This window comes from Prauserella rugosa, assembly GCF_000719975.1.
In the GTDB taxonomy this organism is placed as follows: domain Bacteria; phylum Actinomycetota; class Actinomycetes; order Mycobacteriales; family Pseudonocardiaceae; genus Prauserella; species Prauserella rugosa.
The window spans coordinates 1-23,563 of sequence record NZ_JOIJ01000014.1 but is presented as its reverse complement, the minus strand read 5'-3'; the positions used below and the strand labels follow the sequence as shown (position 1 = coordinate 23,563).

The window sequence follows — 23,563 nt, the reverse complement described above, 5'->3', positions numbered from 1 at the left end:
GTTTCTGGTAACCAGCGACGGGCAGGCGTCGTACCTGCCTCGTATAACGACCTATACGCGGCCGCCGTGTGCCTGCGGTGAACGACTCCTCGCACTCCGTGTCAGTGTGACGGTTCTGGGTCGCACGGACGGAGTATTCCGCTCGGTTTCATTTGTACGCATTGCTAACTTCCTCGGGACGTTCGCCGAGAGGAAGGAACCATCGTGCGTACGACAGCAGCGGGCCATCGGCGCCCGCGGATGGTGAAACGGTGCGCCGGAGCGGCGCTCAGTGTGCTGGTGGCGGCCGGGCTCGTGGTCGTGCCGAGCTCCGCGGCCGGCTCGGCCCCCGGCAGTCCCGTCGCCGACGGGGGCCACGCGCTGCCACGGCCGGATGCACCGACGAAGAGCATCGCGTTCTACGTCGGCAAGAACCTGACCGAGGACGGTGCGACACTGCTCGGCGGGTTCGGACACGAGCCGTCGAGCCACTGGTTGGAGATCGTGCCCGAGCGCCGCTTCGACGAGGGCGCCACGACGACGGTCGGGGTGACCGAGGACGCCGACTATCCGGGCGAGCTCACCGAGATCCCACAGGCCCGGCGCACCGCGAAGTACATCTCCTCCAACTACTCCGAGTTCGCCGGGTTTCCCGCACCGCTGACCAACGGCGGGCTCAACGAGCACGGCGTCGCGGCCCGCGACGTGTGGTCGCCGACCAGCGACCGCCTGCTCGACAAGACCGACAACCCGCAGACCGGTCCCAACTACAGCGACCTGTCGCGCATCGCCATGGAACGGGCGACGAGCGCGCGTGAGGCCGTGGAGATCGTCGGCGGGCTGATCGACAAGTACGGGTTCTCCACCTACGGCGGCAACTCGCACCTGTTCGCCGACGAGAACGAGGGCTGGGTCCTCGTCAACTACGGCGGAAGTCAGGGGCTGTGGGCCGCGCAGCGACTCGGCCCGGACGAGGCCCGGGTGTCCTATCCCGGCTACCTCGACCCGCTGCCGCTGGACTACCAGGACCGGCCCGACGAGTTCCTCGCCTCCGACAACTTCATCGACTACGCCACCGAGCAGGGCTGGTTCGATCCGTCCACACAGGACGAGTTCGACCCGCAGGCCGTCTACGGCGGCTGGCAGCCGAACGAACGCGAGGTCACCCCCACGCACCCGTGGGGAGCCAACGTGCAGGGTGAGCTCGAGCGCGAACTGGCCGAGGACCTCGGACCGGTCTCGCTCGAGGACATGCTGGCCTACGTGCGTGATCCGCGCTGGTCGCACGACCGCGCTGGCTACGGACAGGTCGCGCAGCTGTCCGATCCCGACCACAAGGGACTGAACGCACTGTGGACGGCGGTCACGGGAGCGGTCACCACCCCGTACGTGCCGGTCTACATCGGAGCCAGGGACGTGCCGCCGGAGTTCAAGCAGCACCGGTACCTGACCAGCGAGACCGCGTCCACGCACATCGCGGCCGACTACGCGCCACTCGAGGCGACCGAGTACGCGACCAGGACGTTCAAGCGGCTCATGTATCACACCTGTGAGCATCCGGAGACGTTCTACAAGCCGGTGACGGCCGAGATCGAGAGGTTCGAGGACGAGCTGCTGTCCGAACAGGACCGCGTCGCCGGCAGGGCCGCGCGGGCGTACGCGGCGGGACGGACCGGCGACGCCGAGCGATATCTCACCGACTACGTGGGAGGCCGGCTGGCCGACGGTCTGCGACTCGGCGACCGCCTCGTCGGCGCCGTGGAGGACCAGACGCGCGAGAAGTTCGGCATCCGAATGCCGTCCGGACGTGACTTGCCCGGGGAGACCGCGCGGCCGGAGAGTCAGAGCATGAACCGCGGCGGAGGCCTCGAAGGCGACGCCGACGGGATCTCGTTCTGCTATCGCGAGGGGCTCGACGACTTCCCGCGTGAGCACGGTGCCTACGCCGCTCGGGCCGGTTCGCTGCCGCTTCCGCTGTCGCAGGTGTCGAAGGAGGAGTTCCTGCGCGCCGTGCAGGAGGCCGCCCCCGGCAACAGTGGGAACGGAGCCGGAGTGCGCTCCCAGGTCGAGCGTGCCTGGGAACGGTTGGAGAATTCCGGAGGCTGACCGGCTGAACCGGATCTTCGTATAACGACCAATACGGTGGGGCCGTGGGCGGCTGTCCACGGCCCCACCGTGGTCGGTTCACCTCACGCCGTGGGGACCGACGCCACGCCCGGAGCGAGGAAGGGCTTGCCGGCGACCTTCTCCGACACGCCCGCACGGTCCAGGTACGGGGTGATGCCACCCAGCCAGAACGGCCACCCGGCGCCGAGGATCATGCACAGGTCGATGTCCTGCGCCTCGGCGACCACACCCTCGTCGAGCATGATGCGGATCTCCTCAGCCAACGCGGCCAGTGCGCGGTCGCGCACCTGCTCGGCCGTCGACGGAGCATCGCCCTGCTGCCACAGCTCGGCGACCTCGGGGTCGACGGTCTGCGCGCCGGACGAGTCCCACTGCCACACGGCGGACTTGCCCGCCTCGACGAACCGCTTGAGGTTGTCGCTCACCCCGAACCGGTCAGGGAAGGCCTCGTGCATCGTCTCGGCCACGTGCAGCGCCACCGGCGGGCCGACCAGCTGCAGCAACGTCATCGGCGACATCGGCAGGCCCAGCGGGTCGAGCGCCGCGTCGGCCACGTCGAACGGCGTGCCCTCGTCCACGGTCGCCAGCACCTCGCCGAGGAACCGCGTCAGCACTCGATTCACCACGAAGGCGGGCGCGTCCTTGACCAGCACGCTCGACTTCTTCAGCTGCTTGCCGACCGAGAACGCCGTCGCCAGGGTCGCGTCGTCGGTCTTCTCCCCGCGCACGATCTCCAGCAGCGGCAGCACCGCGACCGGGTTGAAGAAGTGGAAGCCGACGACCCGTTCCGGGTGCTCGAGCTCGGCGGCCATCTGCGTGATCGACAGCGACGAGGTGTTGGTCGCCAGCACGCACTCGGGCGAGACGTGCTGCTCGACCTCGGCGAACACCTGGCGCTTGACACCCATGTCCTCGAAGACCGCCTCGATGACGAAGCCCGCGTCCGCGAACGCCGCCTTGTCCAGCGACCCGGACACCAGCGCCTTCAACCGGTTCGCCTCGTCCTGCCCGATGCGCTTCTTGTCGAGCAGCTTGTCGATCTCGGTGTGCACATAGGACACGCCCTTGTCGACGCGCTCCTGGTCGACGTCGGTGAGCACGACCGGAACCTTCAGCCTGCGGACGAACAGCAGCGCCAGCTGGCTGGCCATCAGGCCCGCGCCGACGATGCCCACCTTGCCGACCTGCCGCGCCAGCGACTTGTCCGGTGCGCCCGCGGGCTTCTTCGCCCGCTTGTTGACGAGGTTGAACGAGTACAGCCCGGCCCGCAGCGAATCCGACATCAGGAGCTCGGCCAGGGCCTCCGTCTCGGCGGCGTAGCCGGACTCGAGGTCCGCGGTACGGGCCAGCTCCAGCAGTTCGAGGGCCTTCTCCGCGCCGGGCGAGGCGCCCTTCGTCTTGCCGGCCACGACGGCCTTCGCCCTGGCCATGGCCGCGTCCCACTCGTCGCCGCGGTCGATCTCCCTGCGGGCGGGCGTGACCTCCCCGCGGACGACCTTCGCCAGCCACAGCAGCGACTGCTCGAGGTAATCGGCCGAGGGCAGCAGCTCGTCGGTGATGCCCAGCTCGGCGGCCTGCTTCGGCTTGAGCATCTTGTTCTGGTTGAGCGCGTTCTCGATGATCACCGACACGGCGGCGTCCGGTCCGGCGAGGTTCGGCAGCAACTGCGTGCCGCCCCACCCCGGGAACAGGCCGAGGAAGACCTCGGGAAGGGCGATGGCGGCGACGTTGTCGGCCATCGTGCGGTAGTGGCACGACAGCGCGAGTTCGAGCCCGCCGCCCATCACCGCCCCGTTGACGAAGGCGAACGTCGGCACCGGCGACTCGGTGAACTTGCGGAACACGTCGTGGCCGGTCTGCGCGATCTGGCGGGCCAGCTCGGGATCGGACACCTGCTCCACACCGGACAGATCGGCGCCCACGGCGAACACGAACGGCTTGCCGGTCACCGCGATTGCGGCCGGGTCGGACGCGGCCGCCTCGTCGAACGCGGCCGCGAGGCTCACCAGGCTCTGCGGGCCGAACGTGGACGGGCGCGTGTGGTCGTGGCCGTTGTCGATCGTGATGAGCGCGACCGGCTTGTCGAGACCGGGCACGGAGACCAGGCGCGTCACGGCGCGGGTGACGACCTCGTCGGGAAAGGCCTGCGCGGCCTGCTCGGCGGAAATCACTTGTCGCCCTCCCCGTTGTTGCCGTTGAAGTGCGGGTTCTCCCAGATGACGGTTCCGCCCATGCCGATCCCGATGCACATGGTCGTCATGCCGTAGCGCACGTCGGGGCGCTCGGCGAACTGACGCGACAGCTGGGTCATCAGCCGCACGCCCGACGACGCGAGCGGGTGACCGCAGGCGATCGCGCCGCCCCACTGGTTGACCCGCGGGTCCTCGTCGTCGATGCCGAAGTGGTCCAGGAAGGACAGCACCTGGACGGCGAACGCCTCGTTGATCTCGAACAGTCCGATGTCCGAGATGGACAGTCCGGCACGCGCGAGTGCCTTCTCGGTCGCCGGGACCGGGCCGATACCCATCACCTCGGGCTCGACGCCTGCGAAGGAGTAACCCACCATGCGCATGCCGACCGGCAGACCCAGCTCGCGAGCGGTGTCCTCGCCCGCCAGCAGCGCACCGGTGGCACCGTCGTTCAGGCCGGCGGCGTTGCCCGCGGTGACCCGGCCGTGCGGACGGAACGGAGTCTTGAGACCGGCCAGGCTCTCCATCGTGGTGCCCGGGCGCGGCGGCTCGTCCTCGGTGGCCAGGCCCCAGCCCAGCTCGGGGTGGCGGGTGGCGACCGGCACGAACTCGGGGCCGATCTTGCCGGCCTTGACGGCGTCGGCGTAGCGCTCCTGGCTGCGCACGGCGTAGGCGTCGCAGCGCTCCTTGGTGATGGCGGGGAAGCGGTCGTGGACGTTCTCCGCGGTCTGGCCCATCACCAGCGCGGACGGGTCGACGATCTTGTCGGACATGAACCGCGGGTTCGGGTCCACGCCCTCACCCATCGGGTGCCTGCCCATGTGCTCGACGCCGCCGGCGATCGCGACGTCGTAGGCGCCGAAGGCGATGCCACCCGCCACCGAGGTGACGGCGGTCATGGCGCCTGCGCACATGCGGTCGATCGAGTAGCCGGGGACGGACTTCGGCAGGCCGGCCAGCAGGGCGGCGGTGCGGCCGATGGTCAGGCCCTGGTCACCGATCTGCGTGGTCGCGGCGATCGCGACGTCGTCGACGCGCTCCGGCGGAAGCTCGGGGTGGCGGCGCAGCAGCTCGCGGATGACCTTGACGACCAGATCGTCGGCCCGCGTGTTGGCGTAGATGCCCTTGTCGCCCGCCTTGCCGAAGGGGGTTCGTACCCCGTCGACGAAGGCAACGGTGCGCGCGGGTGCGGACACGGGTGCTCCTTCGGGAAGTGGGAACTCGAGACCCGGCCGACGCCTTTGTTACCGGCCGGTAACCGCGATGGTAGTCCCGCTTCCTGGGATCGTGCAGGGTGGGCTCGCCCACTCCGGTGACGCGCGACGCGGGAGCCCGCCCGGAGCCGCGCGTCCGAGCCGATCCTGCCCGGTCAGGCGCTGGCGTGCAGGGCGGCGCTGAGCGCCTCGGCCGTGAGATCGACCTGCCACTGCCGCGCGCCGCCGTCGGTGAGCACGGCCGCGACGCCCTCGGGCGAGCGGTCGGCGGGTGGGCGCCAGCAGGTGCGCCGCAGCAGATCGGGCAGCAGGAGGTTCTCCACCGGCAGCGTGTGCCGCTCGGCGATGTCGCTCAGCGCGGTGCGCGCCGCGGCGAGGCGTGCCGCGGCGTCGGGATCCTTGTCGCCCCAGCGGTTGACCGGCGGGGGCCCGTCGTGGTGATTCGCCGTGCTCGGCAGCTGGTCGGCGGGCAGCTCCTTCGCCGCCTTGAGGTGTTTGAGCCACATCGCGGCGTACCGGCGCTGCACCCGGCCGCCGAACACCGGCAGCGCCTGCAGTGCCTCGGTCGTGCCCGGGTCCGACAGCACCGCGTTGATGATCGCACTGTCGGGTAGCACGCGGCTCGGCGCGCGGTCCCGCTTGCGCGCCATCTCGTCGCGGGCCTCCCACAGCGCGCGTACCGCCGCCAGGCCCCGCGCCGTGCGCACCTTGTGCACCCCGGACGTGCGGCGCCACGGCTCGGCCCGTGGGGCGGGCGCGGGAGCGGTGCGGACGGCCTCGAACTCCTGGCGCGCCCAGTCGAGTTTGCCCTGCTCGTCGAGCTCGCGTTCGAGCGTGTCGCGCAGCGGAACCAGGAGTTCGACGTCCAGTGCGGCGTAGTTGAGCCAGTCGCGGGGGAGCGGTCGTTTCGACCAGTCGGCGGCGCTGTGGCCCTTCTCCAGGGTGTACCCCAGCAGCTTCTCGACGAGCGTGCCGAGCGCGACCCGCTCGTGTCCGGCCAGGCGGCCGGCGAGTTCGGTGTCGAACAGCGACGGCGGTGTCAGACCCAGTTCGGCCAGGCACGGCAGGTCCTGGGAGGCGGCGTGCAGGACCCATTCGGCCTCGCCCAGGACCTCCGCCAGCGGTTGGAGGTGCTCGGCGAGCGGGACCGGGTCGATGAGCAGCGTGCCCGCGCCGTCCCGGCGGATCTGGACGAGATAGGCCTTCGGCCAGTAGCGGTAGCCGGACGCACGTTCGGTGTCGACCGCGAACGGGCCCGTGCCCGCGGTGAGGCGCTCGCACGCCGCGCGGAGTGCGTCGACGTCGTCGATGACCGGAGGAGTGCCGCCTGCCGGCTCGGTGAGCAGCTCGGGTGCAGGCGCCTGCTCCTCACGAGGCGGCGCCGACGTCGCGGCGGTCGCGGGAGAGGCGTGTTCTGCGTTGTGCACGAGTACGAACCCTACGGGACGGCCCGCATGCCCCTGGCGAGCCGTCCCGTAGGGCCAGGTCGGTGTTAGCGGATGACGCCGGCACGCATGGCCAGCGCCACCATCTGTGCCCTGTCGCCGGTGCCGAGCTTGCGCCCGATCCGGGACAGGTGCGACTTCACCGTGAGGGCGGAGAGGCTGAGCTCCTCGCCGATCTCCTTGTTGGACTGGCCGTCCGCCACGAGTTGCAGCACCTCCACCTCGCGTGCCGAGAGCTCACGCGGGGTGTTGTCGGTGCCGGGAACCCGCGTACCCGTCGCCAGCACCGGAGCCACGCTCGGGTCGGCGTACACGCCGCCGTCGAGGACCCGGCGTACGCCGTCGGTGACGACCACGGGCGATGCGGACTTGAGCAGGTAGGCCTGTGCGCCGGCCTGGAACGCCGAGCGAACCGCGTACGGGTCGTCGGACGAGGCCAGGACCACCACCCGCGGCCAGCCGTTGCTGCGGAGTTCGGTGACCAGCTCGATGCCGCTGCCGTCCGGCAGTCCGAGATCGAGGATGGCGAGATCGCACGGCCCGGTGGCCGTCGCTCGCGCCCTCGCCTCGGCCACCGTGGCGGCCTCATGCACCGTGCCGGCGCCCATCTGGGCTAGTCGTGCGGCGATCGCCTCCCTCAACAACGGGTGGTCATCGACCACCATCACGGAAAACAACTCTTCCCGCGGATGCGGAACCATGCTCGCCGGCAAGGCGCCGGCTGGCGTGGATCGAACGGCCTGAGAAAAGCCGACGGCAGCCACGTCACTACCTCCCTGGAGTCGGTCGTGCCCCCCGACCGGCACCGGGACTTTCGGCCGATCAGCCGCGCCAGCTTTAGACCGAAAGTGGTGTCGTCGAGAGGCACTCTAGCCGCCTGAGTGGGGCAGTGGGGGCATCAAACGGGTATCTATCCCGATCGAGTTGCTTCTCGACGCCTCCGCTGTAGCGCGATGGGATTAATCCGAGAGAAAGCCGTAACGCGCGCCTGAGGTGGTGCGATATCGCCGGGTTACGGTGCATGAACTGGGCGTGCATATGACGCGTGCAGGTGCGCGAACCCAGTATGACCCATCGTCCGGTGGCGGGTCTGCGGGCCGTCCGGGGGTCCCGACCGGCGTTTCGCGGGGCGGCCGGAGCCGTTGGCGAATGGGCGAAGACCCGACCTTCGGAGGGTCCGAGGGCCGCCCGGCAGCCGGACAGCCGGACAGCCGGGACGGACGAACGGTGGGCGTGTGGGCCCGGGCCGTCCGTCCGCGGAAGGTGGCGGGGAGCGGCGGCGTGGGAAGGCCGGAGGGGAACCGCGCCGGGGTCAGGACGTGCGGCGCTGGCCGAACACGGTGACGCCGGCAGGCGGCAGCCCCGCGTAACTGGCCATGAGCTGGCAGAAGGCGTCGCCGTGCGGGCCGAGCTCGGAGCTGAGCGGGGTCCACGAGGCGCGCAGTTCGAGGTCGTCGGTCCGGGTCGGGCCGGCGATCTCGCCGAAGCGTGCGGAGGAGGTCTCGGTGACGGTGCCGCCGAGCGCGGTGAACTCGGCCGCCGTGGCCTCGAGCGCGTCGGTGAGCCACGACCAGCCCACGGACGGCAGGAACGGATCGGTCGCCAGCTCCTTGTCGATGCCCGCGCGCACGTAGACGACGAGCCGGAACACGCCGTTCCAGGCCTCCTGGCCGTCGGGGTCGTGGAGCAGGACGAGGCGTCCCGAGGCCTCCACGTCGCCGGGCCCGGTGGTCTCACAGCTCAGTGCGTAGGCCCAGGGGGCGAGTCGCTGCGGAGCCTTGATCGGTTCGAGGCTCACCTCCGGCCGCGGCCGCAGGGACTGCAGCGCGGCGACGGCGTTGCGGAACTCCTCCGGCGCCTGGGTCATCGCGGTCACCCCGCGACTGTAAGGCGTCCGGTGGGGCGTGGCCGCCAGGACGCGCCGACGGAGGGCCGACGAACCGGGCGTGGCACCATGAACGTGATGACAGCCCCGTTCTCCCCGTCGACGGCACCGGAGGGCGCGCGCCGCTCCCTGCCCGACGCTCCCTTGTTGGTCGCCGCGCGTGGCGGTGTTCCCTCGCGCGTGCCCGTGTGGTTCATGCGGCAGGCCGGTCGGTCGCTGCCGGAGTACCGCTCGGTCCGCGAGGGCGTGCCGATGCTGCAGGCGTGTTTCGACCCGGGGCTGCTCACCGAGATCACGATGCAACCCGTCCGCAGGCACGGCGTCGACGCGGCGATCCTGTTCAGTGACATCGTCGTCCCGCTGTACGCCGCCGGTCTCGGGATCGACATCGTGCCGGGTACCGGACCCGTCGTGGCGCATCCGGTCCGCACGGCCGCGGACGTCGACGCGTTGCCCGAGCTGACCGTCGAGCAGGTGGCTCCGGTCGCCGAGGGCGTGTCGATGCTGGTGCGCGAACTGGGCGAGACGCCGTTGATCGGGTTCGCGGGTGCTCCGTTCACGCTCGCCTCGTACCTCATCGAGGGCGGGCCGAGTCGCAACCACGAACACACCAAGGCGCTGATGCACGCCGAGCCGGAGCTGTGGCACCGGCTCGCGGCGCGGCTGGCCGACGTGACCACGACCTTCCTCAGGGCGCAGCTGGCCGCAGGGGTCGACGCGGTGCAGCTGTTCGACTCGTGGGCCGGCGCGCTCTCGCCGCGGGACTACCGGGAGTTCGTGCTGCCGCACTCGGCGGCGGTGCTGGCCGCGGTGGCCGACTACGACGTGCCGCGCATCCACTTCGGGGTCGGCACGGGCGAGCTGCTGCCCGCACTGCGGGAGGCGGGCGCCGATGTCGTTGGGGTCGACTGGCGGGTTCCGCTGGACGAGGCGGCGCGCCGACTGCGGGCCGCGGGCGAGCCGGAGCCGGTCGTGCAGGGCAACCTGGACCCGGCGCTGCTGATGGCGTCCTGGCCCGTGATCGAGGCTGAGGTGCGCCGCATCGTCGAGGAGGGCCGCGGCGCCGCGGGACACATCTTCAACCTGGGCCACGGGGTGCTGCCGGAGACCGATCCGGAGGTGCTGACCCGCGTGGTGGAGCTGGTGCACAGTCTGTGAGGAGCGCGGTGAGGAGCGCGTCGTGAAGGTCGCGGTCGTCGGCGGGGGCGTGTCCGGTCTGACCGCCGCCTACCGGCTGCGCACGCTGCTGGGCCCCGGCGCGGAGATCACGGTGCTGGAGGCCGGGCGGGAACTCGGCGGCAAACTGCGCACCGTGCCCGTGGCCGGACGGCCGTGTGACGTCGGTGCGGAGGCGTTTCTCGCGCGCAGGCCCGAGGCCCTGGAACTGATCAGGGAACTGGGGCTCGGTGATCGGTTGCGGCATCCCTCAGGGGCGTCCTCGACCGTACGCGCGGGTGGCCGGACCGTGGGCCTGCCGAAGCGCACCCTCATGGGCATTCCCGCCGACGCCGATGCCGTGTCCGACGTGCTGTCCGGCGGCGGGACCGCGCGGGTCGCAGGGGAGAGGGACCTGCCGCCGCTGCGGATGCCCGCGGGCGATGTGTCGCTCGGGCACCTGGTGCGGGAGCGGCTCGGTGACGAGGTGGTCGACCGGCTGGTCGATCCGTTGCTGGGCGGGGTCTACGCCGGAGGTGCCGACGGTCTCGGACTACGCGCCGTGGTGCCGGCGTTGGCCGCCGCCGTGGACCGCGGGGCGACGTCGCTGTCCTCGGCCGTCGCCGCGCAGCTGCCCGGTCCAGGCACGTCGAACTCCACGGCCGCGCCCAACCCCGCGCCGGTGTTCGGCACGCTCTCCGGAGGTCTGGCCGCCCTGATCACCGAGCTCGCCGATCGGGCAGGCGCCGACGTGCGGCTGGGTGTGCCCGTGCGCGCGTTGAACCGCCGCACCGACGGCGGGTGGCGGCTGACGACGGGCGCGGTCGCCTCCGCGCATGCGCCGGCCGAGCCGGAGCTGGATGTCGACGCGGTCGTGCTGGCCGTCCCCGCGCCCGCGGCGGCACGGCTGCTGGCCGAGGTCGCTCCCGACGCGGCGGCCGCCTACGGCGAGGTGGAGCTGGCGTCGATGGCGGTGGTCACGCTCGCACTGCCCGCTTCGACGCCGCTGCCAGCGTCCTCGGGGGTGCTGATCGGGGCACGGGAACGCACGCGGGCGGGCACGCCGTTCACCGCCAAGGCGTTCACGTTCACCTCGCGCAAATGGCCGCACCAGGCAGGCAGTGACACCGAAGACACCGAGGACACCGATGCCACCGGCGACACCGAGAACACCACCGACAGGACTGCCGACGAGGCGCCCGTGTTGCTGCGGGGTTCGGTCGGCCGGTTCGGCGACACCGCGACGCTACGGGCGACCGACGACGAACTCGTCCGCCGCGTCCGTGCGGATCTGGCGGAGCTGGCGGGGATCACGGCCGACCCGGTCGACGTCGTCGTGCAACGGTGGGGCGGCGGGCTGCCGCAGTACGGCGTCGGCCACCTCGACCGGGTGGCGCGTATCGAACGCGCCGTCGCCGAGGTCCCGGGTCTCGCGGTGGCGGGCGCGACCCTCCACGGCGTGGGGATTCCCGCGTGCATCGGCACGGGCGATGCGGCCGCCCGGCGCGTTGCGGCCCACGTCACGGTGGGATCATAGGCGCATGGCTCGGTTGAACTACGACGAACTGAACAGCACGATCCGCTACACCATGTGGTCGGTCTTCCGGGTCGAACCCGGCGTCCTCGGCGACGAGCGTGGCCCCGCCGCGCAGGAGACCGCGGACTACCTCGACGCGCTCGAGGGCAAGGGCGTGGTGGTCCGCGGCGTGTACGACGTCGCGGGCGTGCGTGCCGACGCCGACTTCATGATCTGGTGGCACGCCGAGGAGCTCGAACAGCTGCAGGCCGCCTATACCGGCTTCCGCAGGGCGACCCCGCTCGGCCGCGCGTCGGCGCCCGTGTGGAGCCAGGTCGCGCTGCACCGGCCCGCCGAGTTCAACAAGAGCCACATCCCGGCCTTCCTCGCCGGTGAGGACCCCAAGAAGTACGTCTGCGTGTATCCGTTCGTGCGCTCGTACGAGTGGTACCTGCTGCCGGACGACGAGCGCAGGAAGATGCTCGCCGACCACGGCAAGGAGGCGCGTGACTACCCGGACGTGCGGGCCAACACGGTTCCGGCCTTCGCGCTCGGCGACTACGAGTGGATCCTCGCGTTCGAGGCCGACGAGCTGCACCGCATCGTCGACCTGATGCGGCATCTGCGCGGCACCGAGGCGCGGCGGCACGTGCGCGAGGAGATCCCGTTCTACACCGGTCCGCGCGTCGAGCCCGGCGACCTGGTCAAGAACCTGCCCTGACGCGGGCGCAGTGGCCAAGCTGGTCGCCGTAGCGCTAAAGTAGCGCTATGGCGACCATTCAGATCCGCGACATCCCGGACGAGGAGTACGAGGCTCTGCGTGCCGCGGCAAGTGCGGAGGGCAAGTCGCTGCAGTCCTACATGCGGGAGCAAGCGGCCTTTCTGGCGCGTGTTGCCCGGAAGCGGTCTGTGTTCGAACGTCTGCGGGCGGAGTTGGCTGAGCGAAACGAGGCGGGCGTGACCGCGGACAGCGTCCTGGCCGATCTCGATGACATCCGCGGTCCGTGGCCGGGCGAGGAGAACACGGCGCACCGTGGGTGAGGACGTCGTCGCCGACGCTTCGACGTTGGTCGTGATGTTGACCGAGCGGACCCCACGGGCGGAAGAACTGGGCAGACGTCTTGCCGCGGGTGCGGTGCACGCGCCTCACGTCGTCGATGCCGAGGTGGGCGATGTGCTCCGGAAGCACGTCCTGCGGGGTGCTCTCTCGGCTGACGGTGCGTCGGCGGCGCTGGCGGCGATGGACTTCGTCGTGGACGAACGGTATCCCCATGCGGGGCCGTTGAGCCGCGGTGCCTGGGACTTACGCGACCGCGTCCGGTTCTACGACGGGCTGTACGTCAGTTTGGCCGCCCGGCTCGACCTGCCACTGATGACCGCCGATGCACGGCTGGGCAGGGCGCACGGGCTGCCGTGTGCCGTGGAGGCCCTGCCTGCCACTGTGTGAGGGGTGTTGTGTGAGGGGTGTTGTGTGAGGGGGTCTCCCACGCGGGCGGGGCTCGGTGCGGCTCGCGTGGACGGTCTACTCGGTGGGGACGAGGCGGAGGGCGACCGAGTTGATGCAGTAGCGCTGGTCGGTGGGCGTGCCGTAGCCCTCGCCCTCGAAGACGTGGCCCAGGTGGCCGTGGCACGAGGCGCACAGCACCTCGACGCGCACCATGCCGAGCGAGGTGTCCTTGCGCAGGATGACCGCGTCGGAGTCGGCCGGGTCGTAGAACGACGGCCAGCCGCAGTGGCTGGCGAACTTCGTCGTCGAGCGGAACAGCTCGGCGCCGCAGCCGCGGCACTCGTAGACACCCTCGGTGTCGGTGTCGTTGTACTCCCCGGTGAACGGCCGCTCGGTCGCGGCCTTCCGCAGCACGGCGTAGGCGGCCGGGTCGAGTTCGGCGCGCCACTGCTCGTCGGATTTCACGACGCGCGGGGTGTCGGTGCCGGCGTGCGGGGTGGTGTTCGTGGCGGGCTCCATACCGTCCAGGCTACTGCGACACGTGCGCGATGAACGCGCTGAGTTGATCCCATGCGGCGACGATCACGCCCAGCAGGATCAGCACGACGATCAGCACCGCCGTCCACCAGCGCAGCCCACTCGCGCGCGTGCTGCCCTCGGCGAACTCGGCCACCCCGCGCAGGGAACTCTCCACCGTGAACGTCGGTTCGGCGCGCTGCATCTTGTGCAGATGGTCGGCGAACTCCTGGGCCTCCGGATCGTCCGGGTCGAGCCCGATCAGCTCGTCCTCGAACTGCCGCCGACGGCGGGCGTTCTCGTCATCCGGCATGCCGTCCACCGTAGGACATGCCACCGACGGTGCCTATCGCGCGCCCGCCCGGTGTGCCGTCCCGCCGCGGCGGTCGGGGTGTCACTGCGCGGCGGCGCCGGTCGGCCGGGTGTCGCCGTCGAGGCGCAGGTCGCCGCCCATGTTGACCACGCGTACCACGTAGGGGGCCAGCCCGTCGCCGAAGTCAAGCTGGACGTGCACGTCGACCGAACCGTCGTCGTTCGCTCCGTTCGGCACCGAGGCGCTGCGCCAGCCCTGGAGCTCGTGCTGGTCCCAGTAGGAGTCGAACTCGTCCTCCGAGCCGTACACGGCCTGGGCGGCAGGCGTCAGCTCGTCCCAGTCGGGGCCGTTGTAGAACTCGCCCACGAGGGTGCCTGCCTGGCCCCAGTCGACGGGCCCACCCGCGTTCGGGGCGGACGTGGGCGAGGACGGCGCCGACGACGTCGGCTGCTGGGTGGTGGACGGACCGCCGCCCGCGGCCGGTTCGTCGTCCCCACCGAGCGTGAACAGCAGGACCGCCGCGACGGCGAGCACGACGACCCCCAACGCGGCCAGCAGCAGCGGCTTACGGGACCGGCCGGTCGCCGTGCCTGCGGCGGCCGCGGGCGCACCCGCCGCGGTCGGCTGCGGCGGCGGTGTCCGGTCGCGCTGCCACGGCGCCGCAGCGGGCTTACGGCCACCGCCGTGGTCGGACACGGCAGGCGAGACCGCGGTCGCGGCGAGCGGCGCGGAGGCCGCCGCCGTGCCGGAGGCGAGCGCGCCGAGCCGTTCGCGCGCCTCGCTCATGGTGGGCCGTTCGTCCGGGTCGGTCCGCAGCAGGCTCATGAGCAGCGCGGTGGCCTGCCCGGCGTGCTGCGGCGGGTTGATCTGCCCGTTGGCCGCCGCGTAGAGCAGGGCGAGCTGGTTGGTGTTGTCGCCGTACGGCGGCAGGCCCTCGATCGCGTGGTACAGCGTCGCACCCAGGGCGAACACGTCGGAGGCGGGCGTCGGGTCGGCTCCGCGCGCGAGTTCCGGCGCGAGGTAGGCGGGCGTGCCGCCGATCAGCCCCGTCTGCGTGAGGGTGAGGTCGCCGCTGGCACGGGAGATGCCGAAGTCGGTGATCTTGCAGGTGCCGTTCGCGTCGATCAGCAGGTTGCCCGGCTTGATGTCCCGGTGCACGATCCCGGCCCGGTGCGCGGCCACGAGGGCGGCGGCGACCTGCTCGCCGATGCGGGCGACCTCCGGCACCGGCAGCGGGCCGCGTTCGGCCAGCACGGCCGACAGGCTCTGCGACGGCAGGTACTCCATGACGAGCACCGGGTCGCCGTCGTGCTCGGCGATGTCGAACACGACGATGGCGTTGGGGTGCTGGAATCGGGCCGCGTTCTTCGCCTCGCGCATGGCGCGCTGGCGCACGGTGGTGCGCTCGGCCTCGGACAGGCCCGGCTGCGTCAGGATCTGCTTGACGGCGACCGACCGTTCGAGGCGTTCATCGACGGCGCGCCACACGATGCCCATGGCGCCGGTGCCGACGTGCTCTACGAGGCGATAGTGGCCTGCGACCAACTGACCGGTGTCGATGACGCCTACTCCTCGGCTACTGCTCGGCTGCTGCTCGAACCCGCGATCGCCGCTCGTGCTCGTCGGCGTGATTCGAGGTCTCGGAAAGGGACCGGTGCGCCACCCCGCTAGCGCCCGTGTCGAGTGTAGCGGTCCGCTCGGACGGGCCTGAGTGAACCGGGACGACCTACTCGACTGCGCCTTCCGGCTGCGGGTCGGCGTCCGCCACCTGGGCGTTCGCGGGTCCGCCCGACCGGATCACCTTCAGCAGGCCCAGTGCGCCGAGTCCGGCGAACACCGCATAACAGACGAGCAGGGCCGGCGGCGTGTCGCCGGTGAGCGCGTCACCCAGCACGACGACGGCCACGGTGCCGGGGAGGCTGCCGAGGGCCGTGCCCACCAGATACGGTCGAAGCCGGATCGACGACACACCGCAGCAGTAGCTCAGCGGTGCGAACGGCACGACGGGGATCAGGCGCAGCGACGCGACGGCGAGCATGCCGCCCGCCGCCAGCCGCGCGTTGACCGCCCGCACGGGTGTGCGGTGCATGTTGCGCGTGACGAACTCCTGGCCCAGCGCGCGGGCCAGGAGAAAGCCGAGGAGTCCGGACAGCACGGTGGCGGTGACGGCCACGCCGATGCCGAGCAGTTCACCGAGCAGCAGGCCGGCGGCGAGGTTGAACACGGTGCGCGGGATCGGCGCGATGGTGCACACCGCATAGGCGAGCAGGAACAGCCAGGCGGCACCGGCTCCGGCGTCGTCGGCCCAGGCCCGCAGCTCGGCGGGCGAGGGGACCGGCAGGAGGAGCGCCGCGACCACGAGCCCGGCCAGGCACAGGAGTCCGATCAGCAGCTTGGTCCGGCGCGGCACGTCGTCCACGGTAGAGGACGCGGCCGGTCACGCGCCGTGGTGGGCTGGCCCTTCGTAACGGACGTCGCCGTCGTCGGTGACGGAGGCGAGATCACCGGTGCGGAACCATCCGGTGGCGCTGTCCGGCACGCAGGCTCCGCGGATCTCGAGCACGCCCCGGCGATCCCCGGAGGCCGCGCCGGCCGTGGTGCCCGGGTCGGTGCCCGTGCCGGGGTCTGTGGTGGTGTCTGCGGTGCCGGAGCTCGCATCGGGGTCGGTGACGCGCAGTTCGACGTCCGAACAGATCGGCGTGCCGCCGCCGAGCCACCGGTCCGCGGTCGACCGGTCGGCGGGCCACAGCGCGAACGGCGCCAGGATCCCGGCGGGGGCGTAGAGGCCGCGAGCCGGGATGCCAAGCTCGTCGAGGCTCTGCGCGGCGTCGGCCGAGGTGGCGTTGACGATCCCGGCCCACCGCAGCGACGGCAATGGGTTCCCGCCGGTCGCTGCGTCAGGGGGTTCGGGAGAGCCGTCCGAGCCGCCGGAGCCGTCGGCGTGCCACGCCTTGGCCAGGCGGAGGGCGGTCGTCTCGTCGGCGACCAGGTGCGTGGCGCTGAAGCGGGCGAGCTCGGCCGGCAGCGTGGACTCGTCGAGGCGGGGGTCGAACAGGTACGTCGCCCCGCCCGCCAGCGTGGCGAGGGCGAACGACCAGGCGATCGGATGGGTCGCCGGGCGGGTGCACACCACGAGGTCACCGTCGGCGAGCCCCAGGGCCTCCGCGGTGGCGGTGGCGTGCTTGATCAGGGTCGACTCGCGGTAGGCGGCCAGTCCCGGGGCGAACGCGACCGCGGGTTCGTCGCCGTCGGTGTCGGGCATCGGCATACCCGCCGTGGCGGCGCTGGGCAGCCACGCGCCGCCGCCGAGATCCCACGGCGACGGGTCGACGGGCGGATCCGCGTGCGGTCCCGGGACGACCGCGACGGCCGGAGCGGGGGTCTCGGTGGCCTGCGGATCGGCAGCCGCGGCGATGGCCGACCCGAGCCTGTCGGTGACCTCCGCGGGCACGTCCCGGTGCAGCGCGAGCACCCGCGGGCGGGCGCCGACGACCGTGTCGACGAGGTCGGCCGCGGGTCCCTGCGGGTCCAGTCCGACGGCACAGGCACCGAGCGAGGCGGTCGCGACCTGCCAGCTGAGCAGGTCCGACCAGTTCGGCAGGCACACGGCGACGACGTCCCCACGACCCACGCCCGCGGTCGCGAGATCCGCGCGCAGCTGCAGCGTTCGGCGCCAGAGTTCCGAACGGCTGACGTGAACGGGCTGCGCGGGATCGGCGTCGATCGCGATGATGGCGTGTGGGTCGTGCTTGGTCAGACCGGAGAGCAACGACAGAAGGTTCACCGCGCGCTAGCGAAACATCCCGCCTCGCCGCCGTCAAGTAGCCGTGGACGGCGGCTCCGGCGTGGGCGCGCGAAGATCAACACCGGTCTCGACGACCGCGGACGTGCGGACGGGGCCGGATCTCACGCGGGGCAGAGCGTGCCGTCGCGGGGAACGTCGCCGTCGAGGTAGAAGCCGCCGAGCGCCTCCATGACGCACGACGACTCGAGCGCTCCGTGACCTGCGCCCTTCCACGACACGTGTACGGCCGACGGCATCTGGTCGGCGGCGCGCACGGTGCCCTCCTCGGGCGTGACCGGATCCGTGGCCGTGCTGACCACGACCATCGGCGGGGTGCCGTCGCCGGCGATGTCGGCGTTCTCGCCGGATCGCGTCGGCCACGGACTGCACCACACGAGCTCCTGCGCCACGACACCGCCGAACACGGGGTGGTCGTCGGCGAGCTGGTCGGCCGTGCCGGCCAGCCGTTCGGCGGGCAGTCGGGTGCCGGTGTCGTTGCACCGGGTGGCGAGCGTGCCGTCGATCCGCGCGGCCGACTCCTGGGTCTCGACCAGGTGCGGCCGCAGGAACACGGCCAGCTTGCCGACGTCGCCCCCACGGGCCGCACCGACGGCGTCGGCCAGTTCGCGCCACCGGTGCGGCTCGGCCAACCCGTTGAGCACGGCCCGCACCGCCATCGGCCCGGTCATGCGGTAGCCGTCGGCGGTCATCTGCGGGGAGCGGTCGAGACGGTCGGCCATGGCGACGACCTGGTCGCGCAGATCGCGCCCCAGCTGCTGTCCCACGGTGTCCAGCGTGGCCTCCGCGCCGGCCGCGACGCCGTCGAGCACCGCGGCCCGGTCGTCGGAGGGGTCGGGCATGCCGTCGAGCGCGATGCGCCCGGCCTTGTCCGGGTAACGCGCGGCGTACAGGGCCAGCACGCGCGAACCCTCGCCGTGTCCGAGGGCGTGCAGATGCCTCATGCCGAGGTTCTCCCGCAGCGTGTCCAGATCGCCCGTCGTGCGCCAGCTGTCGAAAGCGCCCTGCTCGTCGTCGAGGTTGATCGCGCACTGCTGACCCGCCGTGCGCGCCGCGTCGAGCGGCCGCTCGACGTCGTCGGCCGGGTCGCTGTCGATCAGGCCGGGACGGTCGGCCGACGGGATGCACCGCACGCCGTCGGAATCGCCGGTGCCGCGCCGGTCGACGCCGATGAGGGAGTACCGCTCGAGCAGCTCGTCCGGCATCGTCGCCGCGATACGCGCGGCGTACCGGCTGCCGGGTTCGCCGTCGACGTCGTTGACGACCACCAGGGGGATCGGGCCGTCGCCCGCCTTCAGCAGCGCCACGCGCGACAGACCGTGGCCGGGCATGCCGGGCGCGTCGAGCGTCGTGGTCATGCTCGCGCACTCGTAGCTGAGGTCGTTGCGGGCCGCGTCGCCGAGTTCCTGCCTGGTCTGGTCGGCGCAGTCCGACCAGTTCACGCTCGACGGACCAGGCTCCTCGGCCTTCGGCAACGGGGCGGGGGAGGAGTCGGGGGTGCGCTGCTGCGGGGCGGGCGCGTCGTTCTCGACCACGGCGGGCCGGGTCGACGGGCCCACGGTGCAGGCGGCGAGAACCGCCACTGGCACCAGCGCGGCGAACGCCACCAGGCGGTCACGACCACGGCGCGGCAACGATCAGGTCTCCCAGTGCTCGGAACGGACGGGACGGCGGCAGGGACGGCGACGGCACGCGGGAACGGGCCGGCGGCCAGGCCGCTGCGGTGACGTTACCGTCGCACGCCGCCGGTGTGGGTGCCGTGAGGCCCGGCGCGCCACCCGGTGGCGCACTCACGGCGCCGGCGTCCTGCGGTAGCGCGCGAGCAGGAAACCGTCCTCGTGCAGCAGTGACGTCAGGGTCATGCTCCGCGGCGCCGACATCGCCGCCGTGCCCTCCACGATGCGGCCCGCGCCCGGGCCCGCGAGCAGCGGTGCGTAGGTCAGGCACAGCTCGTCGACGAGGTCGGCGGCCACCAGCGAGCCGAACAGGTGCGGCCCGCCCTCGCAGTCGATGCGGAGCAGCCCGCGCTCGCCCAGCAGCGCGACCGCCGCGGCCAGGTCGACCGTCTCGCCGCCCGCGACGATCACCTCGGCTCCTGCGTCGACCAGCGCCTGCCTGCGGTCGGCCGGGGCCGTCGTCGTGGTCAGCACGATCGTGGGCACCGATGTGTCGGTGATCACCGGGGCGTCCGGCGGCACCGAGCACCGCCTGCTGACGACCGCGATGGGGGGAACGTCGCTGAGACCGTGGCGGCGTCTGCGTTCCCGCCGCTGTTCGCTGGGACGCGCGCCGCGATACCCCTCGGCCAGCGCCGTGCCCGCGCCGACCAGGACCACGTCGGCGAGATCGCGGCCGAGGAGGAACACGCGCTGGTCGGCCGGACTCGAGAGTCCTTCCGAGGCGTCGTCGACGGTGACGGCGCCGTCGGCGGACGTGACGAAGTTGGCCTGGATCCACGGCCGGTCGAGCCCGGCGGGGAAGTCGTAGAGCGCTTCGAGGTCGGCGTCGGACAGTGCCGTGGGCGCCGTTTCGGACGGTTCGGTGGGCCACAGACGATGCACGTCGATCATCCCAACACGGGCGCGCGGCCCAGGTCACATCGGGCCGCCGACTAGCCTGGTGGGCATGTCTGTCGAGAAGCTGACCGAGCGCCGGCCCACCATCGGCGCGGACGAGCTGATCACGACGCTCGTGCCGCCGCCCCGGTTCGACGACGTGCGGCTCTCGACCTACATCCCCAACCCGGACGAGCCGAGCCAGGCCGCGGCCGTGGCCGAGTGCGGCGCGTTCGCCGAACGGGTCGCCGCCGGGCGTGGCAAGCGGTCGGGTCTGCGTGGCCTGTTCGGACGTAAGGACGGCGGGCAGGCCGACGGTAAGCCGGGCCTGTATCTCGACGGCGGGTTCGGCGTCGGCAAGACCCACCTGCTGGCCTCCATCTGGCACGCCGTGCCGGGGCCGAAGTCGTACGGCACGTTCGTCGAGCTCACGCACGTGGTCGGCGCGCTGGGCTTCGCCGAGGCGGTGCGGAGGCTGTCGGGGCACCGGCTGCTGGCCATCGACGAGTTCGAACTCGACGACCCCGGCGACACGATGTTGGTCAACCGGCTGCTCAAGGAGCTGACCGAGGCCGGCGTGTTCGTCGCGGCGACGTCGAACACGTTGCCTGACAAGCTCGGGGAGGGCCGCTTCGCCGCCGACGACTTCCTGCGGGAGATCCAGTCGTTGTCGGCCAAGTTCGGGGTGGTGCGCGTCGACGGGCCCGACTACCGGCACCGCGGTCTGCCCGAGCCGCCCGCGGCGCTGAGCGACGACGACCTCGTCGACTCGGCCGAGCGGCGTGAGGGCGCCACGTTGGACGAGTTCGACGCGCTGTGCGACCACCTGGCGGGCATTCACCCCTCGGCGTACGGGCGGCTCGTCGACGGGGTGTCCGCCGTCCACTTGCGCGGCGTGCGGCCCGCCGAGGACCAGGCGATCGCGTTGCGGCTCGTCGCGTTCGCCGACCGGCTGTACGACAGGGCGATCCCGGTGCTGGTCTCCGGTGGATCCCTCGACGCGCTGTTCACCCCCGAGATGCTCGCCGGCGGCTACCGCAAGAAGTACCTGCGCGCGGTCAGCAGGCTCACCGCCCTCGCGCGGGACGCCGAGGAGACCGCGCTCCGCTGACGAGTGCGGTCACCGTCGGGTGCAGGACGGCCATCAGGCCGGTCGTCACGGCCACGGCGAACGCGGCGCCCCCGGCGACGTCGGTGACGTAGTGGTAGCCCAGGCCCGCCATGCCCACGGCGGCCGCGGCGGTCAGTCCGGCACCGGCCACGATGACGACGGCCCGCGCCGTGCCTGCGGTCGCGAGCGCGACGACGGTCAGCGTGGTGACCAGGACGACCGTGTGCCCGCTCGGATAAGCCAGGTGGTCGTCGTACCACCGGTCGAACAGCGGTTTGCTCAGCCACGTGTTGGCGGTGATCGTCACCGCCGGTGCCACCACCGCCACCGCGACGACGCTCCACCGGCGTCCGTGGGCCGCCACGGCGGCGACCACCGCGAGCACGGCGAACGCCACGGGGGCTTCGGTCGGCACCGTGAACGCGACCAGCAGCGCGTGGGGCAGGCCGAGGGCGGCCGATTCGACGGCCGCATCCGGCGGGGTCGGCCGGCGCCCACCGGCCACGAGGAGTCCGAGCGCCAGCCACCCGGCCAGGCCCGCACCCACGAGCGGGACGGCCGCGACCGGGCGACGGGGCCGGGCCCCCGCGTTCGGCGCGCTGTTCGAATCGGACATACGGGTGTCAGTCGTCCTCCACCTCGGCGGCTACCGCACCGGATCGGACGGCGGCGACGAGCTCGGCGTGGTCGGCCTCGGTCCGGTCGGCGTAGCGCACGGCGAACCGGCCGACCGCCTCGTCCATGTCGCGGTCACCGGTGAAGTACCCCGCCAGCGGACGCGGGTCGAGCGAACGCGTGTGGGCGCGGGCGAGCAGTGCCCCCGCGAGCCTGCCGTAGTCGTCGAGGTGCCCGCCGTCGAGGCCGGTGGGGTCGATGTCGCCCTTCATGTTGCGGAACTGGCGCACGATGAACGGCCGCCCGTCGATCGTCGTCCACCCGAGCAGGATGTCGGTCTCGGCCTGCACCAGCCGCGTGCCGTGCACGACGCGGTGACCCTCGTGCTCCCACGGTTCGACGTCCAGATACGGAACCAGCGCCGACGGGCACGCCTCCTTCACCTGCAGCACGAGCGCCTCGTCGCCGTTCCCGCGCAGCAGGGCGATGTACGCGCGGCGGCCGACGCTGCCCGTGCCGACCACGCGGAAGGCCACATCGGACACGGTGTAGCGGGCGACGAGGTTCCGCCGCGACTCCCGCAGCGTGTCCACATAGGATTCCAAGCCGGTGATGACCGCCTCTGCGGTCCGGTCGTCGACGCGGGTGCGTTTCGGCGGGTCCTCGGTGAACCGCCACCGCGTCGTACCCGACTCTTGGGTGTACTCCTCGGTGCGGGTGGCGGCGATCTTGGCGCTGGTGTTCTTCCGCGCCTTCGCCGCGGCCTTCTCGAAGTCGTCGATCAGTTCGTCGGCCTTCGCCCGCTCGAGCACCGACGCGTCCGGCAGCGCGTTCCACGACCGCAGGAACGGCAGCTCGGCCAACTCGCGCACCGTCCTCCGGTACGACGTGACCACGTCCTCCGCCGCCGCGACGCATCGCTTCTCGCTCACACCGCCCTCCCGGCCCGCCAGCACGAGGCTCGCCGCCAACCGCTTCAGATCCCACTCCCACGGACCCGGGGCCGTTTCGTCGAAATCGTTGATGTCCATGACGATCTCGCCCTCCGGCGTGCCGTACAGCCCGAAGTTCGCCGCATGCGCGTCACCGCACAGCTGAGCGTGCATCCCACTCACCGGCGTACCCGCCAGATCCGCCGCCATCAGACCCGCCGCACCACGGAAGAACGCGAACGGCGAGGCGAGCATCCGCTCGATCCGCAACGGCACCAACTCCGGCACCCGCCCCGCGTTGCTCGCCTCGACGAACTCCAGCACACCCGGCCGCGCCCCCGAGGCCGCCTCGTGGTCATGCGCCGTCGGGGGCGTCCGGTCCCGCAACGTCCGCCCCCTCGCCAGCACATCCTCACTCGACACCACCGCACGTAGATCGATCACCAGCCCATTCCCGGCTGGGCAGGTCTCTGGGATGGCGTTTTTCCGCTTCGCACCATTCCGTCGAACCTGGCTTTTTGTTTATCACGCTGCAGGCAGGGCGCAAGGTTGGTTTCCGTGCGTTCCGTTGGGGTGGTTGGTTGCGCCCTGCCTGCAGCGTGATGGTTTTGGGGCCAGGTCGACGGGATGGCGCTTCGCTTACCGAACGGCGACTCTATTGGATGATGGTGGGTCGTCCACTTGTTCGGTATAGTTTTAGGTGTGAATGGTTCTGGGGGAATTTCTACTGCCGCCGCTGGGTTTCGGTCTTGGCGGGCTCGG

21 protein-coding genes are annotated in these 23,563 nt (G+C 71.9%); 7 read left to right on the top strand and 14 right to left on the bottom strand.

The window, feature by feature from the left end; all coding sequences use genetic code 11:
* The first annotated feature begins 204 nt into the window (after window positions 1-204).
* Window positions 205-2,085: a C69 family dipeptidase gene (locus tag IF64_RS0118405; RefSeq protein WP_145600343.1), complete on the top strand. Its 1,881-nt coding sequence runs from the start codon at window positions 205-207 to the stop codon at window positions 2,083-2,085.
* An 83-nt stretch (window positions 2,086-2,168) separates the two neighbouring features.
* Here the strand turns inward: IF64_RS0118405 and IF64_RS0118400 are convergent, their stop codons facing one another.
* The 5 genes from IF64_RS0118400 to IF64_RS0118380 form a co-directional block, all read right to left on the bottom strand.
* A complete protein-coding gene (locus IF64_RS0118400) occupies window positions 2,169-4,277 on the bottom strand; it encodes a 3-hydroxyacyl-CoA dehydrogenase NAD-binding domain-containing protein (RefSeq protein WP_030533383.1) in 2,109 nt (702 codons plus the stop codon).
* The gene (locus tag IF64_RS0118395; protein WP_030533382.1) at window positions 4,274-5,491 is read right to left on the bottom strand and encodes a thiolase family protein; all 1,218 of its coding nucleotides are present in this window, start codon (window positions 5,489-5,491) and stop codon (window positions 4,274-4,276) included. Before IF64_RS0118395 ends, IF64_RS0118400 begins: the two co-directional genes overlap by 4 nt.
* Before the next feature lie 173 nt (window positions 5,492-5,664).
* Window positions 5,665-6,855, bottom strand: a complete 1,191-nt coding sequence (locus IF64_RS0118390) for a ribonuclease D (protein ID WP_030533381.1) — start codon at window positions 6,853-6,855, stop codon at window positions 5,665-5,667.
* A 146-nt stretch (window positions 6,856-7,001) separates the two neighbouring features.
* Window positions 7,002-7,718 (bottom strand): response regulator, encoded by a 717-nt coding sequence (locus IF64_RS25565; RefSeq protein WP_036877130.1) that lies wholly within the window; start codon window positions 7,716-7,718, stop codon window positions 7,002-7,004.
* A gap of 548 nt (window positions 7,719-8,266) precedes the next feature.
* The gene (locus IF64_RS0118380) at window positions 8,267-8,830 is read right to left on the bottom strand and encodes a DUF3000 domain-containing protein (RefSeq protein ID WP_030533379.1); all 564 of its coding nucleotides are present in this window, start codon (window positions 8,828-8,830) and stop codon (window positions 8,267-8,269) included.
* Between the two features lie 87 nt (window positions 8,831-8,917).
* On the opposite strand from IF64_RS0118380, the gene hemE reads away from it, so the two are divergent.
* The 5 genes from hemE to IF64_RS0118355 are packed head-to-tail and all read left to right on the top strand — an operon-like array spanning window position 8,918 to window position 12,957.
* A complete protein-coding gene (gene hemE, locus IF64_RS0118375) occupies window positions 8,918-9,997 on the top strand; it encodes a uroporphyrinogen decarboxylase (protein WP_030533378.1) in 1,080 nt (359 codons plus the stop codon).
* Window positions 9,998-10,019: 22 nt separating this feature from the next.
* On the top strand, window positions 10,020-11,531 hold the full coding sequence (gene hemG / locus IF64_RS0118370; RefSeq protein WP_030533377.1) for a protoporphyrinogen oxidase: 1,512 nt from the start codon (window positions 10,020-10,022) through the stop codon (window positions 11,529-11,531).
* A 4-nt stretch (window positions 11,532-11,535) separates the two neighbouring features.
* On the top strand, window positions 11,536-12,231 hold the full coding sequence (gene hemQ / locus IF64_RS0118365; protein WP_030533376.1) for a hydrogen peroxide-dependent heme synthase: 696 nt from the start codon (window positions 11,536-11,538) through the stop codon (window positions 12,229-12,231).
* Between the two features lie 47 nt (window positions 12,232-12,278).
* A complete protein-coding gene (locus IF64_RS26200; RefSeq protein ID WP_051757974.1) occupies window positions 12,279-12,551 on the top strand; it encodes a FitA-like ribbon-helix-helix domain-containing protein in 273 nt (90 codons plus the stop codon).
* Window positions 12,544-12,957, top strand: coding sequence for a type II toxin-antitoxin system VapC family toxin (locus IF64_RS0118355; RefSeq protein ID WP_051757973.1), 414 nt, complete (start codon window positions 12,544-12,546; stop codon window positions 12,955-12,957). Before IF64_RS26200 ends, IF64_RS0118355 begins: the two co-directional genes overlap by 8 nt.
* A gap of 75 nt (window positions 12,958-13,032) precedes the next feature.
* Here IF64_RS0118355 and msrB read toward each other — a convergent pair whose 3' ends face one another.
* The 7 genes from msrB to IF64_RS0118320 all read right to left on the bottom strand — a co-directional run bounded on the left by msrB (window position 13,033) and on the right by IF64_RS0118320 (window position 20,158).
* The gene (gene msrB, locus IF64_RS0118350) at window positions 13,033-13,476 is read right to left on the bottom strand and encodes a peptide-methionine (R)-S-oxide reductase MsrB (RefSeq protein WP_030533373.1); all 444 of its coding nucleotides are present in this window, start codon (window positions 13,474-13,476) and stop codon (window positions 13,033-13,035) included.
* Window positions 13,477-13,486: 10 nt separating this feature from the next.
* Window positions 13,487-13,786 carry a hypothetical protein gene (locus tag IF64_RS0118345; protein WP_030533372.1) on the bottom strand — a complete coding sequence of 100 codons (300 nt, stop codon included), beginning with the start codon at window positions 13,784-13,786 and terminating at the stop codon, window positions 13,487-13,489.
* An 81-nt stretch (window positions 13,787-13,867) separates the two neighbouring features.
* Window positions 13,868-15,331, bottom strand: coding sequence for a serine/threonine-protein kinase (locus tag IF64_RS0118340; RefSeq protein WP_036877126.1), 1,464 nt, complete (start codon window positions 15,329-15,331; stop codon window positions 13,868-13,870).
* A 181-nt stretch (window positions 15,332-15,512) separates the two neighbouring features.
* Complete coding sequence (locus tag IF64_RS0118335; RefSeq protein ID WP_052265578.1) at window positions 15,513-16,196, bottom strand: TVP38/TMEM64 family protein; 684 nt, start codon at window positions 16,194-16,196, stop codon at window positions 15,513-15,515.
* 27 nt (window positions 16,197-16,223) lie between these two features.
* Window positions 16,224-17,570, bottom strand: a complete 1,347-nt coding sequence (locus tag IF64_RS0118330; protein WP_030533369.1) for an AMP-binding protein — start codon at window positions 17,568-17,570, stop codon at window positions 16,224-16,226.
* 122 nt (window positions 17,571-17,692) lie between these two features.
* Window positions 17,693-19,171 carry an alpha/beta hydrolase gene (locus tag IF64_RS0118325; protein ID WP_246134700.1) on the bottom strand — a complete coding sequence of 493 codons (1,479 nt, stop codon included), beginning with the start codon at window positions 19,169-19,171 and terminating at the stop codon, window positions 17,693-17,695.
* 207 nt (window positions 19,172-19,378) lie between these two features.
* Window positions 19,379-20,158 carry a pyrimidine reductase family protein gene (locus IF64_RS0118320; RefSeq protein WP_030533367.1) on the bottom strand — a complete coding sequence of 260 codons (780 nt, stop codon included), beginning with the start codon at window positions 20,156-20,158 and terminating at the stop codon, window positions 19,379-19,381.
* A gap of 55 nt (window positions 20,159-20,213) precedes the next feature.
* Here IF64_RS0118320 and zapE point away from each other — a divergent pair, with 55 nt between their 5' ends.
* The gene (gene zapE, locus IF64_RS0118315) at window positions 20,214-21,254 is read left to right on the top strand and encodes a cell division protein ZapE (RefSeq protein WP_030533366.1); all 1,041 of its coding nucleotides are present in this window, start codon (window positions 20,214-20,216) and stop codon (window positions 21,252-21,254) included.
* On the opposite strand, the gene IF64_RS0118310 is transcribed toward zapE, so the two are convergent.
* Both IF64_RS0118310 and IF64_RS0118305 read right to left on the bottom strand, forming a co-directional pair.
* On the bottom strand, window positions 21,211-21,870 hold the full coding sequence (locus IF64_RS0118310; protein ID WP_030533365.1) for a hypothetical protein: 660 nt from the start codon (window positions 21,868-21,870) through the stop codon (window positions 21,211-21,213). The genes zapE and IF64_RS0118310 overlap by 44 nt on opposite strands.
* A 7-nt stretch (window positions 21,871-21,877) precedes the next feature.
* Window positions 21,878-23,248 carry a DUF2252 domain-containing protein gene (locus IF64_RS0118305; protein WP_036877123.1) on the bottom strand — a complete coding sequence of 457 codons (1,371 nt, stop codon included), beginning with the start codon at window positions 23,246-23,248 and terminating at the stop codon, window positions 21,878-21,880.
* Window positions 23,249-23,563 lie beyond the last annotated feature (315 nt).